The 16095-nt window shown below is 42.1% G+C and carries 10 protein-coding genes; 6 read left to right on the top strand and 4 right to left on the bottom strand.

Features of this window, described 5'->3' with window-relative positions:
- Positions 1-49 precede the first annotated feature (49 nt).
- Complete coding sequence (locus tag PY092_RS14915; protein WP_275616608.1) at positions 50-766, bottom strand: NUDIX hydrolase; 717 nt, start codon at positions 764-766, stop codon at positions 50-52.
- Positions 767-1321: 555 nt separating this feature from the next.
- On the opposite strand from PY092_RS14915, the gene PY092_RS14910 reads away from it, so the two are divergent.
- The 3 genes from PY092_RS14910 to PY092_RS14900 all read left to right on the top strand — a co-directional run bounded on the left by PY092_RS14910 (position 1322) and on the right by PY092_RS14900 (position 9886).
- Complete coding sequence (locus PY092_RS14910; RefSeq protein WP_275616607.1) at positions 1322-4528, top strand: SusC/RagA family TonB-linked outer membrane protein; 3207 nt, start codon at positions 1322-1324, stop codon at positions 4526-4528.
- Positions 4529-4532: 4 nt separating this feature from the next.
- Positions 4533-6257, top strand: a complete 1725-nt coding sequence (locus PY092_RS14905) for a RagB/SusD family nutrient uptake outer membrane protein (protein WP_275616606.1) — start codon at positions 4533-4535, stop codon at positions 6255-6257.
- Between the two features lie 290 nt (positions 6258-6547).
- Positions 6548-9886 carry a VCBS repeat-containing protein gene (locus tag PY092_RS14900; RefSeq protein ID WP_275616605.1) on the top strand — a complete coding sequence of 1113 codons (3339 nt, stop codon included), beginning with the start codon at positions 6548-6550 and terminating at the stop codon, positions 9884-9886.
- Between the two features lie 164 nt (positions 9887-10050).
- Here the strand turns inward: PY092_RS14900 and PY092_RS14895 are convergent, their stop codons facing one another.
- The 3 genes from PY092_RS14895 to PY092_RS14885 are packed head-to-tail and all read right to left on the bottom strand — an operon-like array spanning position 10051 to position 13897.
- A complete protein-coding gene (locus tag PY092_RS14895; RefSeq protein ID WP_275616604.1) occupies positions 10051-11679 on the bottom strand; it encodes a serine hydrolase domain-containing protein in 1629 nt (542 codons plus the stop codon).
- Between the two features lies 1 nt (position 11680).
- A complete protein-coding gene (locus PY092_RS14890) occupies positions 11681-12973 on the bottom strand; it encodes a M20/M25/M40 family metallo-hydrolase (protein ID WP_275616603.1) in 1293 nt (430 codons plus the stop codon).
- Positions 12974-13018: 45 nt separating this feature from the next.
- Positions 13019-13897, bottom strand: a complete 879-nt coding sequence (locus PY092_RS14885) for an aminotransferase class IV (RefSeq protein ID WP_275616602.1) — start codon at positions 13895-13897, stop codon at positions 13019-13021.
- A gap of 169 nt (positions 13898-14066) precedes the next feature.
- On the opposite strand from PY092_RS14885, the gene PY092_RS14880 reads away from it, so the two are divergent.
- The 3 genes from PY092_RS14880 to PY092_RS14870 are packed head-to-tail and all read left to right on the top strand — an operon-like array spanning position 14067 to position 16087.
- Positions 14067-14627 (top strand): 5' nucleotidase, NT5C type, encoded by a 561-nt coding sequence (locus PY092_RS14880; protein ID WP_275616601.1) that lies wholly within the window; start codon positions 14067-14069, stop codon positions 14625-14627.
- Between the two features lie 12 nt (positions 14628-14639).
- Positions 14640-15362: a carboxylesterase family protein gene (locus tag PY092_RS14875; protein ID WP_275616600.1), complete on the top strand. Its 723-nt coding sequence runs from the start codon at positions 14640-14642 to the stop codon at positions 15360-15362.
- Between the two features lie 5 nt (positions 15363-15367).
- Complete coding sequence (locus PY092_RS14870) at positions 15368-16087, top strand: M15 family metallopeptidase (protein ID WP_275616599.1); 720 nt, start codon at positions 15368-15370, stop codon at positions 16085-16087.
- Positions 16088-16095 lie beyond the last annotated feature (8 nt).

The following is a 16095-nucleotide window of genomic DNA, read 5'->3' as shown; positions in this document are numbered from 1 at the left end:
TAAAGGTTATGATTATTTGCCAATTTCTTGTAGCGGCACTGCTGTAATTTTATGTTTTGTTCGCTTTTTTCTTGTTAAAACTGTAGAGATATGGTGCTTTGTTTGCTGCACCGGTATACAATTTTTCGTGTCTTGTTAAAATGTCCATGCTAAGCATTTTACGTTGGAAGGTAGTACGGCGTAGTTTTTTGTTCAGGATGGTTTCGTATACCTTTCGCAATTCCTTCATGGTAAATTTTTCAGGCAAAAGATTTGTTCCAAAAAGTTTTGTTCCCAGATCGTTCCTAATGGCTTCCAACGCTTTTTGAACAATTTCCTCATGATCCATCATTAGGGGTGGCAGATTATTGATACTGTACCAATTGATGGAGTCAGAGAATTTATTGGGAGTTGGGCGTACTTGATTGTAATCTATCAAGGCATAATAGCCGATTGTAACGAATCTGTCCAATACCCAGTGGTCATTTGGCATCTCATACCCTAAGCCTTTGGCAATTGTTTTTGATGATTCTGGATCTGATCGGTTCAATTTTCCAAAAGTGTGAAATTGCTCCAATTGAATCTTTTTTAACCCTGTACGTTTCATTACACCTTTCTTGGCCGCATCTAGTAAGTTTTCATCACGCCGAATATAACCTCCTGGAAGAGCAAATAGCCCGGAGTTTTGGTATTCAAGGATTAAAATCTTTAGCTCTTCACCAGTAAATCCGAAGATTACGGTATCAAAAGAAACGTTGGTTAGGTATTTATTTTCTGAAGGCAACATATTGTAAACATCGCAAAAATTACATTAAAAAAATATAAAAATAAAAAAATAAGGGTTTTATTGTAGCAAATTGATACAATAATGGAAATGTTTGATTTTGTTTCAGTTTACAAGTATTCGATATAAAATGACTTTAATGAAAGCTTATTTTTTGAAAGATGAAAATCGTAGTGTCAACACAAAGAATCACTAATCTCATGAGTCCATCTTGTTTTAATGGAATTCTTCTTAATCACATATGTTGAAGCAGGGTAGGATCGGCGACTTGATACTAATTCGCGGTCAAATGTAACAGAGAGGCAATATTTTGTTGTTTTTTTCTTTCTCGAAATTTAGTGTCAACTACCCTTTTAAAGTCTCAGCCCGCTCTGGGCCTAGGAAAATTAACGTTTTCTTAGCATTGGTAAATTTATATTTTTAAGTAAATAATTTTATCATATTCAATATTTACTGTTAAAATATTGCCAATTCTAAAATTTTACCTATTATTGTTCCTGATTGAGACAATATGCACGGTCTCAATCAAGGTAAATAACTAAACTAAATAGACTATCTATGAATCGAAACAAAGTTCAGACTTTGGCGCGATTGACTGGATTCGTAAAAGTGATCCAGACTTTCGTTTTGTCAATGACAATGTTGTTTGCGGGTGAATTTGCAATGGCTGCAACCCCAGAATTGGATGAAGCTACTTCACCCCCTTATCAGGTTACCATAACAGGTACAGTTGTGGATAACTTTGGAGCTCCGCTACCAGGTACCAATGTGATTGTAAAAGGTACTACCAATGGTACACAAACAGACTTTGATGGGAATTATACCATCACGGCTGCTTCCGATGCGACTTTGATTTTTTCCTATGTTGGTTTCAAGACCACAGAAGTTCCTGTAAACGGGAACAGCACTATTGATGTTACCATGGAAGAAGATGCGGCTGCCTTGGATGAGGTGGTTGTAACAGGTTACGGTACTCAAACAAGAGGTGAGTTGACAGGTTCCGTTGGAACTGTTGATGTGGCTGAGGCCACCAAAACACCTGTTGTAAATGCCGCAGAAGCATTACAAGGAAGGGTTTCTGGTGTTACGATAACCAATAACGGTTCCCCTGGTTCTTCACCAGTGGTACGTGTAAGGGGTTTCGGTACGGGTAACAGTAACGACCCCCTATATATTATTGATGGGGTTCAGACTGATGACCCAAGTATCCTGAATTCCATTAATTCTGCCGACATCCAACAAATGAACGTACTTAAGGATGGTGCAGCTGCTATCTACGGTGCTAGGGCCTCCAATGGTGTTGTGATCATTACTACTAAAAGTGGGGGGTATAATCTGGATACCGCAAAGGTTTCCTTGGATATGTACACAGGGTTTTCCACTCCTACCAATGTACCTGACTTGCTGAACGCCCAACAACTTGGGGAAGTATTTTGGCAAAGTATGTTGAATGATGGGAACACGCCCTCACATATTCAGTATGGTGATGGTCCAAGCCCTGTTGTTCCTTCAACGATACAGGGAAGTGTTCCTGTGACCATGAACGTTAAACCCAATGGAACAGATTGGTTGGATGAAATTTACAGAACAGCAATTGCACAAAATGCTTCCATTACCTTGGAAAATGGTAATGAAAAATCAAAATTCCTTTTCTCTGCTGGATATTTGAACAGGGAGGGTATCCAAATACACACGGGATATAAAAGAGGAAGTGCAAGATTGAACTCCGAATTTAAAATAGGGAATAGAATACGTATAGGTGAGCACGCCAATATCTCTTTTGACAGGCGAGCTGGTGGGCAATCTTGGTACAACTTTGCTACCAGAATGTCCCCGTTGGTTCCTGTCTATGATGCTGATGGCAACTTCGCAGGTAGTTACAGTAATGCCAATGGCCTTGCCAACCCAAACAACCCTGTTGCAGAGGCTACAAGGCAAAAGGATGATTTCCAGAAAACCTTTAGGGTGTTCGGTGATGTCTATGCCACATGGGATATCATAGATGGTTTGCAGTTTAAAACATCTTTGGGTGGTTCCATAAGAGCGTATAACGATAGACGTTTTAGGGCATTGATTCCAGAATCTCCCGAACCGCTTTCAACAAATACATTGACTGAGGCCGACCAAGATACCTACGAATGGGTATGGACCAATACCTTGAGTTATAACAAAAACTTCGGTGACCATAGTATCAATGCACTAATAGGTATCGAGGCATTGGATACACACGGAAAAGGAAAAGAAATTTCCAGAACCGATTATTTCTTCGAAACACCTGACTACTATTTGTTGAGCAACGGTGGTGGTGCTCCTAACGTAGCCTACGCCTATGACAACGCTTCATCTTTGTTCTCTCTGTTCGGAACAGTGAATTACGATTATGATGGTCGTTATTTGTTGACTGCAACAGTTCGTCGTGATGAATCTTCTAGATTTGTAGGCGACAACAAAAGCGATATCTTCCCTTCATTCAGTGCAGGATGGGTAGTAAGTAACGAAGATTTCTGGCCAGTTGACTCTTTTATGAGTCGATTGAAGTTGAAAGGGTCTTGGGGGCAATTGGGTAATCAAACATTGCCAGTGGACAACCCAACCGTAAACTTTTCCATCTTAAGTGAACAATATGCAAATTACGCTTATACAGGTAGTAGTGCAGGTATAGTGCAAGGAGCAATATTATCGGCAGCTGGAAACCCTGATTTGAGATGGGAAACCAGTGAGACCACAAACTTTGGTGTGGAACTTGGGTTCTTTGACAATAAATTGAACCTTTCCGCGGAATACTTTACCATGACTACCAAAGACTTGATCAATCAAGATGCCAGTCTGTATAGTTCAACAGCACTTGATGCAGCTCCTCCTTATGTGAACTTAGGTTCCATTCGCAACAAGGGTGTGGATGCAACTTTGAGCTATAGGGACGAAACGAGCTCTGGATTTAGCTACGGAATCGATGTCAACTTCTCCAGTTATAAAAACGAGGTGCTTGAATTGATCAGTGCTTTCCAGACAGGTTTTGGAGGTTTCAGAAATACAGGAACCGTTACAAGAACGCAGGAAGGACATCCAATATCATCCTTCTATGGTGCTGTGGTTGAAGGTATTTTCTCTTCCGAATCAGAAGTGGCCAACGCTGCAGATCAAGGGTTTGCAACAAATGCTGATGGTGTGGGAAGGTTTAGATATGCAGATTTGAACAACGATGGTGTCATCAATGATGACGATAGAACCTTTATCGGTTCTCCCCACCCTGATTTCACCTATGGTGTTAACTTGACAATGGGGTATAAGGGCTTCGATATGTCCGCTTTCTTCCAAGGTTCCCAAGGAAACGAAATATTCAATAACGATAGGGTATATACGGATTTCCCAACTTTCCCCAATGCCAATAGAAGTACAAGGGTATTGGACTCTTGGACACCGGACAACACAGATGCGGAATTGCCAGCACTAAGCTGGAGTATTTCCAATAATGAAAGTAACGCAAACTCGTTCTTTGTGGAAGATGGTTCCTATATGAGATTGAAGAACCTGCAAATAGGATATACTTTTACTGAAACAGTTTCCAGCTATTTGGGAATGGATAGTGTTCGTTTTTACCTACAAGGTACCAACCTGTTCACTATAACCGATTACAAAGGTGTAGATCCTGAATTACCACCAAGATATGTGAATGGTGCGATAGATAACCTTACCATAGGGGTTTCTGATAACAACTATCCGATAGCGTCAATTTATTCCTTCGGGGTTAATCTAAAATTTTAAAAAAATGAAAAAGAAGATATTATTTTCAACAATAGTCGCGGGTCTATTGCTATGGGCCTGTAGTGAAGATTTTACGGAAAAAGCCGCCACGGGAAATATTCCCAATGAAGATTTGCAAACAGCCGTGGGTGTTAACCTTAAGTTGACGGCAGCGTATTCAGCTATGGATGGCGAACGAGTTAATAGACAGGGCGAAGGTGTGGCTGCCGGTGGAGATAACTGGTGGGCAGATGTGGTTTCTGATGATGCCCATAGGGGAAGTAACGATGGAGATAACGATGCCTTGCGTCAAGTGGAAACTTTGGATTGGCAAACTGGTAACAGCTGGTTTTTAGGGAGGTGGAGTGCCCTTTTTGGAGGTGTCAACCGTTGTAATGCAGTTTTGGATTTGATTAGCCAAATCGAAGGAGGTGATTTTACATCCCAAGAAGGTGAAGCATATTTCTTACGAGGTTATTTCAATTTTGAACTTCAGAAATTTTACGGTAATGTTCCTTTTATCTCAGTAGAGAATTTGGTAAATGAAGAATTCAACCAACCTAATCCAGGCCCAATTTGGGCAGAAATCGAAGCCGATTTCAATGCAGCAATTCAAAGATTGGGTAATGACATTGTTGTGGGTAGAGCCAATGCATGGGTAGCCAAAGCCTTTTTGGCTAAAGCTTATTTGTACCAAGAAAAATATGCGGAAGCTTTACCATTATTCAACGATGTGATCAACAATGGTCCCTATGCTTTGAACGAAGAGTTTGTGAACAACTTTAACGCTGTTGGGGAAAATGGACCTGAATCCCTTTTTGCCATTCAGTTTGCTTCTGATAATGGACGTTCTTTCAACGGAAATGGTGCAGGTACCTTGAACTTTTTAAATGGTGGGCCATTGGGGACTTGTTGTGGTTTTTATCAACCAACCCAAGACTTGACCAATGCTTTCCAAACTGACGGTTCCGGATTGCCTTTATTGGATTCTTATGCTGCAACCGATGTGGCTAGCGATTATGGAATTAACAGTGATGAAGCATTTGACCCACATTCAGGACCATTAGACCCACGAATTGATTATACTATTGGTAGACGAGGAATCGATTACAATGGTTTTGGTCTCAATCCAGGAAAAGAGTGGATAAGGGCTAACTTTACGGATATCTCTGGACCTTATTTGCCCAAAAAGAACATGTACCAAGCCTCTGAGGTCGGTGACAACCGAGGTATTGGTGGTTGGGGCTCCGACTGGTCCGGTATCAATTATAACATCATGCGTTTTGCCGATGTTCTATTGATGGCTGCTGAAGCCGCCGTGGAACAGCCCAGTCCAAACCTTCCTATGGCTTTGGATTATGTAAACAGGGTTCGTAACAGAGCAAAGAACATGAGTTATGTACAAGCCCTTGATGCTAACAATAACCCCATTCCTGATACGGATGCGGCAAATTACCAAATAGAGCCTTATGCATCTTTTCCAGATCAGGCCTTTGCTAGAAAAGCAGTGCGATTTGAGCGTCGTTTGGAGTTTGGTATGGAAGGACACAGATTGTTCGATTTGAGAAGGTGGGGCAATGCTGAGGAAATCATTAATACATACATTCAAAATGAGGGACAAGACTTTGATCAATCCAATTATGATACTAAGTTCAAAGAATATGTATCCCCTAAATACGATTTGTTCCCGATTCCTATCAATGCTATCGACCAAAGTGGCGGTATCTTGGAGCAGAATACTGGATACTAATAATATGAGTAGTCTGAGTTAGTTTAATTTAATTCGAGTAGAGAGATAGGTTGTCAATATTATTGGCAACCTATTTTAATTAGAGACATATCCCGTTAATTAAAAATTAATACTTATTAATCGGACATTAACCGTCAATGGTTCAAATGCAGTATTTGAATTTGTATTTTTAAAAAACTTGGGTGTAACTATCAGCCTTAAAAATAAAGCGTATCCATATTTGATTAACCGTGGTCTTGCACCCTGTGATCATTGGTGATAAATGGCTAACCTATAAAAACTTCAGCACAGTGACTAAAAATTATTTTCTAATTGCACTAGTTTCAGTACTGGTCGTTTCTTGTTCCAAGAAAAAGACGGATACTTTGTTCACCAAAGTAGAATCCAAGGACTCCGGTATTGCATTCAATAATAAAATAGTTGAGACCGATAGTTTCAACATCCTTACCAGTGAGTATATCTTCAATGGGGGAGGAGTGGCCGTCGGCGATTTTAACAATGACGACAAGCCCGACCTTTTCTTTACAGGGAATCAAGTGACCAATAAGCTATACCTCAATCAAGGCGATTTTAAGTTCAAGGATGTTACCAAGGCATCAGGGGTTGAAGCAGCCGATAAATGGAAGACCGGTGCTGCGGTTATTGATATTAACAATGATTCACTCCTTGATATCTATGTCTGTGCCGCGATGTACGAAAGCCCAGAGGAAAAGGCAAATATGCTTTACATCAACCAAGGAGTGGATGATGACGGAATTCCCATTTTTAAGGAAATGGCAAAGGAATATGGAGTGGCAGATACCGGGAACACCATGAATGCCGCTTTTATCGATTACAATAAAGATGGTCTTTTGGATTTGTATGTGCTCAACAATGTGGATATACACATACTGCCTGCCAACTATAGGGAAAAAATCACGGACGGCTCATCCGAAAGCAATGATCATCTATATCGTAACAATGGCGATGGTACTTTTACCGATGTTACCATGGAAGCGGGCATAACCATTGAAGGCTACGGACTTGGTGTGGCCATTTCCGATTTGGATTATGACGGTTGGCCCGATATTTATGTTAGCAATGATTACTTGAGCAACGACATTATGTACATCAATAATGGCGATGGCACCTTTACCGATAAGATCGGTGAGTTCGTGAAGCACCAAAGTAAGTTCTCCATGGGCTCCGATATAGCCGATTTCAATAACGATGGCTATCTCGATATTCTTACCCTTGATATGCTCGGCGAAACAAATTACAGGTTGAAAACAACCATCAAGGCAACCAAATACAACGATTACTACATGAACGACAAGTATGGCTACGACTATCAATATATGCGTAACATGCTTCAAATGGGACAAGGTCCCGATATGCCCTATAGCGAAATAGGCCTGATGGCGGGAATAGCCAAAACCGATTGGAGTTGGTCGCCACTTTTTGTGGATGCTGACAACGATGGACGAAAAGACCTATTGATTACCAATGGTTTTCCACGGGATATTACCGATTTGGATTTTGGGGAGTTTAATTTCAATGTTCAAAAATACCTCAGTACCGCCCAAATTTTGGATTCGATTCCAGTGGTAAAAATACCTAACTACGCTTACCGTAATGAAGGAAACGGACAGTTCAAGGATGTTGGCAAGGAATGGGGACTCAATATCCCATCGTTTTCAAACGGAGCGGCATTTGCCGATTTGGATGGTGATGGCGACTTGGATTATGTAGTGAACAACATCAACGATGAGGCATTTGTGTTCAAAAACAATCTTGACACCAAGAAAAATGAGGACAAAAACTTCCTTAAACTGGATTTGAAGGGACCCAACAACAATCAGTCAGGTCTGGGTACCAAGGTGGCCGTACGTTTTGAGGATGGCACTTTCCAATATTACGAACATCAAGTGAATAGGGGGTACCTCTCCACCGTACACAGTATGGCCCATTTTGGCTTGGGACCCCAAAAACAAATTGCAGCACTGGAAATCGTTTGGCCAGATGGAAAATATCAGGTCGTAAAGGATGTGTCCATCAATCAAACGGTATCAATCGATTATACTGAGGCAGCACCTTTGAACGGACAGGAATTGGCGTTTCCCCTGGCACCGAAAAAAACCAGTCCCATTTATCGGGAAGTGTCGGAGCTAGTGGGTGTCGATTTCGTACATCAAGAAGCGGATAAAGCGGATTTTTATGTACAACCGACCTTGCCCCATAAACTGACCCAAAGTGGACCACGTCTGGCCAAGGGTGATATCAACGGGGATGGTTATGAAGATTTCATCATAGGAAGTTCCTCAGGGTACTCTCCCATGATCTATATACAAGATTCCCAAGGGGTTTTTACCGGTACACCATTGTTCGAGGATGAGGAGAATAAAGACCATGAAGAGACCAGTATTGCCCTTTTTGATTTGGACAACGATGGAGACCTTGATATTTATATGGTTTCCGGTAGTAACGAGTTTGATTTGGGTTCTCCTTTTTACCAAGATTATCTGATGATCAATCAAGGCAACGGCAATTTTGTGAAAAACACGGATAAATTGCCAGAGATACAGTCAAGCGGTTCCGTTGTAGAGGCCGAGGATTTTGATGGAGATGGTTATGTGGACCTGTTTGTCGGAGGCCGGACGCCTTTTTCACAATATCCCAAACCGGACCATTGTTATCTGCTTAAAAACGAACAGGGCAGATTGGTCGATGTGACCGAGACCTACAACAAGGCACTCAGGACCCCGGGAATGATAACCGATGCCAAATGGGCCGACCTTGACCATGACAATTTGAAAGACCTTATTCTGGTGGGGGAGTTTATGCCCGTGACCATTTTCATGAACAAGAAGGATTCCTTTCAGCAAATGGATCAAACAGGTATGCAGCAATTATCAGGATGGTGGGAATGTGTCTTGGCTGAAGATTTTGATGGCGATGGCGATGTGGATTTGATTGCTGGGAATTTGGGTAAGAACAACCTGTATAATCCTTCGAAGGAAAGGCCGGTTACCATGTTGGCCAAGGATTTTGACAACAATGGGGCCATTGACCCCGTAATGTTCGCATACTTCAAAAGCGACCTCGAAGACGATACCTACAGGGCCTATCCCGTTAATTTTTGGGGCGATCTCATGAGCCAAAGTCCCATGTTCAGGAAAAAGTTCAATTATTTTAGGGAATTTGCCTCAACCACCAAAAGTGGATTGTTCACTCAGGAAGAGCTTGAAGGAGCCGATGAGTTGATGGCGAACCATGACCAGACCACTTATTTTGAAAATAATGGAAACGGACAGTTTACCATGGGAGAGCTACCGTGGGAAACTCAATCCGCACCCATCAAATGTATGATAACCACCAATGCAGGGGCAAATGCCGCAACCGATGTGTTGATGATCGGAAATGACTTTGGCAACGAAGCTTTTATCGGTAGGTACGATGCATTCAATGGGGGTGTGCTACTTGGGGATAACAAAGGTGGTTTTGATTTCAAGAACGCTGAGGAGAGCGGATTTAAGGTCATTGGAGATGCCAAGGACATGGTGCAGGTGGAAAGGGCCAATGGAGGAAATCCCTACATCGTGGTAACACAAAATAGGGGTAAAGCGTTGGTGTTTTCCAAGTCTGAGTAATTAAGAATGACCCACCAGCAAAATTATTTCGGCTTTCAAAAGTACTTTTGCTGCACATCGAAGATTTGAAGCCTTTTTGGCGACATTTTGCCCTATGTAGAGATGAAAGGGCTCTTCGAGGTGCAGCTATTGTGTTTAATGAAGAAATGCCTCTCAGCTATTTTTTATTCTGTCTTGGTAAACCAAAGGTTGCGAACCCTATTGTTTGATATGTGGGCACCCTTGATTTCACCATCTTCTCTCAGGAATCTTATATGGGACAAAACATGGTTGCCCTCCAATAGGTCTTTCTTCTTTTGATGCAATACTATTTTCCCATGTCGAATATGGTGGGCGTATAATTCGCCGTCTTCAAAATGGATGGTGTATGCTGTTTCAATTTCTGGACTGAAATAAGTACCCACATACTCTTCAGCCAGTGCTGTGGAAAGTTCCTCATTGACCAATTTAGAGAAAACCTTGGGTTTTCCACTTTTGGGGTAATAGATCATGGAGCCATTTTTGAACTTGATCTTGGCATCATTCCCAGATTGAACCGCGGTAAATACATCATTTTTGATGGGCAAAAAAGAAGTTCCTCCCAACAACAAGGTGTCTCCACTAATGAATACCTTGTTTTCCCTATAGGTTTCTCCGTCCCAATACGTGCCGGAATAGGATTCCATTTTCTTCTTGGGAATTTGTGCCACATCGATATTTTTATATGGGGAGGTCTCCCCAAAAAGTATTTTGGCAATCTTATTGGATAGACTAGAAGGTCCCGAATTGGAAAAATTGGTAATGATGGCAATACTGGTTTTGTCGTTGGGAAAAACGGCAACATTGGACCTGAACCCACCAATGGAACCCCCATGGCCCACACGCTTTTTACCATACAGTTCATCTACGTTTACCCCAAAGGCATATTGATTGAAACTGCCATCGTTGAGTAGATCTAGGGTCTGCATTTTGTCAAAGGCAGCTTTCCAACCCGGTAATGGGTCATAATAATTCTTCAGGTATGTGAGCAGGTCTTTTGTAGTAGTATGCATATTGCCTGAACCCACATATCCCCAATATTCCACAGCACGTACAAAACCATCCTGTGTCTTGTCGTATGATGTGGCATTGTTGGGAACCACACGGTCATATTCGGCCTCTACATAAGTGTCGTCCATCCCTAAAGGAGCAAAAACCTCGTCTGCCATATAATCCACAAAGGATGTACCGGTCACTTTTTCAATAATATTGGCTAAGAACATATATCCTGTGTTGCAATACATATATTCGGAACCAGGCTCAAAATTGAGCTCTGTTTGTTTTGCAATGATTCTATCCAAATCGGTATTGGTTCGCGTATCGTCGCCTCGCCAGCCGGCCAAACTGAAAAGGGTATGTAGGCTTCGCAATCCACTGGTGTGGTGGAGCATATGTCTTATGGTAACCTTACTGCCATAAGGGGGAAGCCAATCCATATATTTGTCTATGGTGTCATCAATGGAAAGTTTACCCGCTAAGTGCAATTTTACGATGCCCAAGGCGCTGAACTGTTTGGATACGGATGCCACATTGAACCGCGTCCCAGTGGTATTGGGCACTAAGTATTCCATACTCGCTAGTCCATAGGCTTTGGAGAAAACCACATCATCGCCTTGCATAATGGCAATGGCACCACCCGGATGATTAGGCCTGTTCCACTTGAGGAACAGACTATCTATCTGGGCCAATTGTACATCAGTGACCTGACCGTTTACCGAAGTGCAAATCGTTAGCGCAAGTGCTAAAAATAATTTTGGAAACAACTTTTTCATCATCTTATTTATCAAGTCCCGCTTGGGACAATGTTATCAATAGTGCCAATTGTATGGATTCATCACTTTCCTCATCGTTCAAGTACCATTCGTGAAGGGAGTGGGCACCACCACCTTTTCCGCCCCTGCCGATACAAACAGCGGGAATTCCTTTGGCAACGGGAATATTGATGTTGGTTGAACCGCGCCCCAGACTCGGGGTTGCACCAAAAAATTTGGTGGCCGCCATGGTTCTCTGTATCAAAGGTAGGGAAGGAGGCAATTCCCCAGATGGTCTATTACCTATTTTAATAAGCTCAAAAGTTACTTTGCCACGGACACCACTGGCATTGTATTCCGTTATGGCTTTTTCCATGGATTTTTTGAAAATGATTTCAATCTCATCCAGGTTTTTTGGGTCAATGGCACGCATATCCACTTCCATCCAAGATTCAAACGGAATGGAGTTTACCGAGGTGCCCCCACCGATTCTACCTACATTGAAACTGGTTTTTGACATAGTGCTGGAAGTGTATTCCCAAGCTGCCTCTGAAAATATATCGATGGCTTTTCCAAGGGCATGATGCGGATTGGCCAACCCAAATGAGCCCCAAGAATGCCCGCCTTGTCCTTTAATGAGCAGTTTGTATCGTTTTGAACCCAATCCGGCATTACTGATACGGCCCAGACTACCTCCATCTATGGCAATCCAGGAATCAATATTCAATCCAGATTCATTGAACATATATTTCATGCCGCGCAGGTCACCGAGACCTTCTTCGCCCACGGAACCAACGAACAATATGTCTTTTTCGGTCTTTATCCCGGATTTGTTCATGGCCTTGAGCATACTTATGACCATGGTCAAACCTCGGGTGTCATCCCCTATGCCCGGGGCTTTTAAGGTATCTCCCACTTTTTTAACAGAGACATCCGTCCCTTCTGGAAAAACAACGTCCAAGTGGGCATCCACGCCAACATAACCGGATTCCCCAGAAGTGCCTTTTCGCAGCCCGATAACATTTCCCACCTTGTCCGTCCAGATGCTGTCAACACCAGCTTCTTCCAACATCTTGGCAAACACCTTACCTCTTTCCTCTTCCATGAATGGAGGAGCCAACACTTCTGTTAAGGTTATCAGGTCCGCTGTGGTTTGGTCCATTTGGGCCTTGATCTGCGCAAATGCTTCCTTGACCTGCTTTTTCTTGGCCAAACGCTCTATTTCCTTAGTGTACTTTTTTTGAATTTCTTCTTGGGCTATCATGGAACTGGACAAAAGTCCCAAAACCATAAGGATGACGAATGCGGGTTTTTTCATGATAGGGATTTTATGATTTTTTCAATAATTGGTTCCTAATCCGATTTAAAGTGTTGATTGTGTCGAATCCATCATTCTTAGTTCAGCGAATGCTTCCTGTAACTTTCGGGTTATTTTCCCTACATCATCATTACCATAAAAAGTATGCTCTCCCAATTGTGCTATGGATGCCACTTGGGTCGTAGTACCCGTGAAAAAAGCTTCGTCCATATCGATAACCTCATTTTCAGCCACAGGTTTTTCAATAACGGGAATTTCCAAGTCCTTGCAGAGTTGGAACACAATCTGTCTGCTGATACCGTTCAAAATGTGTTCATTGGCAGGATGGGTAAGGATTGTCCCGTTTTTCACAAAAAAGATATTGGTATGTGAACCCTCGGTGATCACCCCATTTCGTATCAAAGCAGCTTCATTTGTATTGGCCTCCATTGCCGATTCATTCGTCATGATATTGCCAAGAAGTGAAATGGATTTAATATCACATCGGTGCCACCTGAAATCGGGTTCCAAAATGGCTTTCATGTGTTTTGGATTGATAGGGGGAAGTGTATAAGGAAGGGCATACATCATTACCGTAGCAGGTACTCCTTTGGGGTACGAGTGTTTTCTGGGAGCTACCCCACGAGTGACCTGCATATAAATTAAGCAGGATTCATTCGATAGATTGGATGACTCCAGAAGTGTTTCCAACTGATCATCAATTTCCTTTACATTATACGGGATGCCGATTTTAATCAGATTCTCTTGTAATCTGTCAAGATGGGCTTTTTTGTGGAAAATGCCATTTTCCAATTGTACCATTACTTCGTAGATGCCATCGCCGAACAAAAACCCGCGATCAAAAACCGATATTCGGGCATCTTCTACCGATACTATTTTACCGTTCAAATAGACTTTTTCAGGAAAGTTTCCTTTGGGGAGCATGTAAGGTTGGTTTTGAGTGATTCTTCCTGTGAAGGTAATCGTTATTTATATAAATAAAAATTCAACCTCTATGTTTGGTAAATGGGTTGATGGATTTTGTGAAATATCAGAAAAACAAATGGTCTTTTTGAGAAATCCATGATGGTTATCAATACATTTATTTTAATTTTTGGAGAGTTTTATCGTACTTCACGAAAAAAGAGAATACATGACCATTTTTGTGGATATGGACGAAGTGATTGCAGATGCATATCATGCCCATTTGGATATTTATAACCAAGAATTCAATGCTCAAATAAAACTGGAGGACTGTTTTGGAAAGGAATTTTGGCAATGTGTCCCAGAAGAGCATCAACAATCCATAAAGGACCATACCAGACGTGATGGTTTTTTCAAGGATTTGAAGATTATCCCCGATAGCCAGGAGGTGCTTGAAGCGTTAAGTAAAAAACACGATGTGTACATTGCCTCCGCAGCTATGGAGTTTCCTCAATCCTTACGGGAAAAATCAGATTGGTTGGACAAGTTCTTTCCCTTTATTCCGTGGCAAAACCGAATTCTATGCGGAAACAAACACGTTTTAAAAGGCGATGTCCTTATCGATGACCGTAGTAAGAACCTAGGACCTTTTGAAGGTAGGTCCATTATGTTCACTTCACCACACAATACCCGTGTGACCATTTTTGAAAGGGCCGATACCTGGAAAGATATAGCGGACAAACTTTTGTAACTTGTGGCCACAATGCGAAAGAAATTATTCAACCTCCTCCTATTGGGCGCTACATTGGTGCTTCAGGCCTGTGCCGCACAATCCCATTTGGTGCAGGACGAGTTGGAAACGGTAACCAAGGAAAACTTAAAGTACTATTTGTACTACCCTGAGGATTACTTTTCATCGGAAAACACGGATTTTGGCCTATTGCTCTTTCTCCATGGTGGAGGAGAATCTGGCAGAAATGTGGAAGAAATCAAAGATACCGGACCGCCTAAAATGTTGGCCGAGGGCAAACAATTTCCTTTTTTGATCTTGGCCCCTCAAAATTCCCATGCAAAGAAATGGTGGAACACCGATGCCGTTGTCCAATTATTGGATTCAGTGGTCGCTGCCAACCGAGTGGATAAAAACAGGATTTACTTAACGGGATTGAGTAGGGGAGGTAGTGCATCATGGGAGTTGGCTACGCAATATCCCGAAAAGTTCGCCGCTATGGCCGTTGTGTGTGGCATGACCCCATTGCCGTATGCCCATTGGATAGATAAAAATATGCCCATTTGGGTTTTTCATGGCGATCAAGACGATGTGATCGATGTGGAGGAATCCGATAAAATGGTCATGAAGTTAAGGGAAATGGGGCACGATGTCCGTTATACAAGATACAAGGGTGTAGGGCACAATGCATGGAATAAGGCCTATACCACGGATTCCCTGTACACATGGATAGCCAAACAAAAACGTATAAATTAGTTGAGATGAAATACCCAATAGTTTTATTGATTATCCTTTTGGCGATAAGTTGCCGACAAAAACCTAAAACAGCCCCAAAGGAATCTGTACAAGAAACAGCGACAGTTGTGGATTCTGTTACTGTGGACATTGTAAAAGATGAAGAACCAACGCTGAAAACTTTTGAAGGGTTGGCCGATACCACTTTTGTGCGACTGGCAGATTTCAGTGAAGACTTTGCGTATGATATGCGCTATGCGACCGAAAACAATTTCTTAAAAGCCAAAGTGTACGATTGTGCCGAATGCTATACCAGAGTGAAAACGGCTAAAGCCTTGATCGAGGCCAATAAGGATTTTTTGAAAGAAGGTGTGAAAATCAAGTTTTTTGATTGCTATCGTCCCAATTCCGTTCAATACAAGATGTGGGAGATTGTTCCCAATCCACAATATGTGGCCAACCCGGACAAAGGATCAATTCATAACAAGGGAGGGGCCGTGGATATTACCTTGGTGGATATGGAAGGCAATGAACTCGATATGGGAACCGATTTCGATTACTTCGGCAAAAGGGCCTATCACGACAACATGGATTTGCCCCAAGAGATTTTGGACAATCGAAAATTATTGAAAGAGACCATGGAAGCCCATGGCTTTTGGTCCATTAGGACGGAATGGTGGCATTATAATCTTTCTGCAGCTTCCAATGATCGTGTGGCCAATTTTAAATGGGAATGCAACGACTGAGTTAAAAA

Source organism: Flagellimonas yonaguniensis (genome assembly GCF_029193885.1).
Classification (GTDB): domain Bacteria; phylum Bacteroidota; class Bacteroidia; order Flavobacteriales; family Flavobacteriaceae; genus Flagellimonas; species Flagellimonas yonaguniensis.
Note: the sequence above shows the minus strand (reverse complement) of the source record. Positions and strands in the feature narration are given on the sequence as shown.

Bases quoted from the DNA above. Each gene is read 5' to 3' on its own strand.
- PY092_RS14895 (WP_275616604.1), bottom strand. From the start codon at position 11,679: ATGATGAAAAAGTTGTTTCCAAAATTATTTTTAGCACTTGCGCTAACG.
- PY092_RS14910 (WP_275616607.1), top strand. From the start codon at position 1,322: ATGAATCGAAACAAAGTTCAGACTTTGGCGCGATTGACTGGATTCGTA.
- PY092_RS14905 (WP_275616606.1), top strand. From the start codon at position 4,533: ATGAAAAAGAAGATATTATTTTCAACAATAGTCGCGGGTCTATTGCTA.
- PY092_RS14885 (WP_275616602.1), bottom strand. From the start codon at position 13,897: ATGCTCCCCAAAGGAAACTTTCCTGAAAAAGTCTATTTGAACGGTAAA.
- PY092_RS14915 (WP_275616608.1), bottom strand. From the start codon at position 766: ATGTTGCCTTCAGAAAATAAATACCTAACCAACGTTTCTTTTGATACC.
- PY092_RS14890 (WP_275616603.1), bottom strand. From the start codon at position 12,973: ATGAAAAAACCCGCATTCGTCATCCTTATGGTTTTGGGACTTTTGTCC.
- PY092_RS14875 (WP_275616600.1), top strand. From the start codon at position 14,640: ATGCGAAAGAAATTATTCAACCTCCTCCTATTGGGCGCTACATTGGTG.
- PY092_RS14870 (WP_275616599.1), top strand. From the start codon at position 15,368: ATGAAATACCCAATAGTTTTATTGATTATCCTTTTGGCGATAAGTTGC.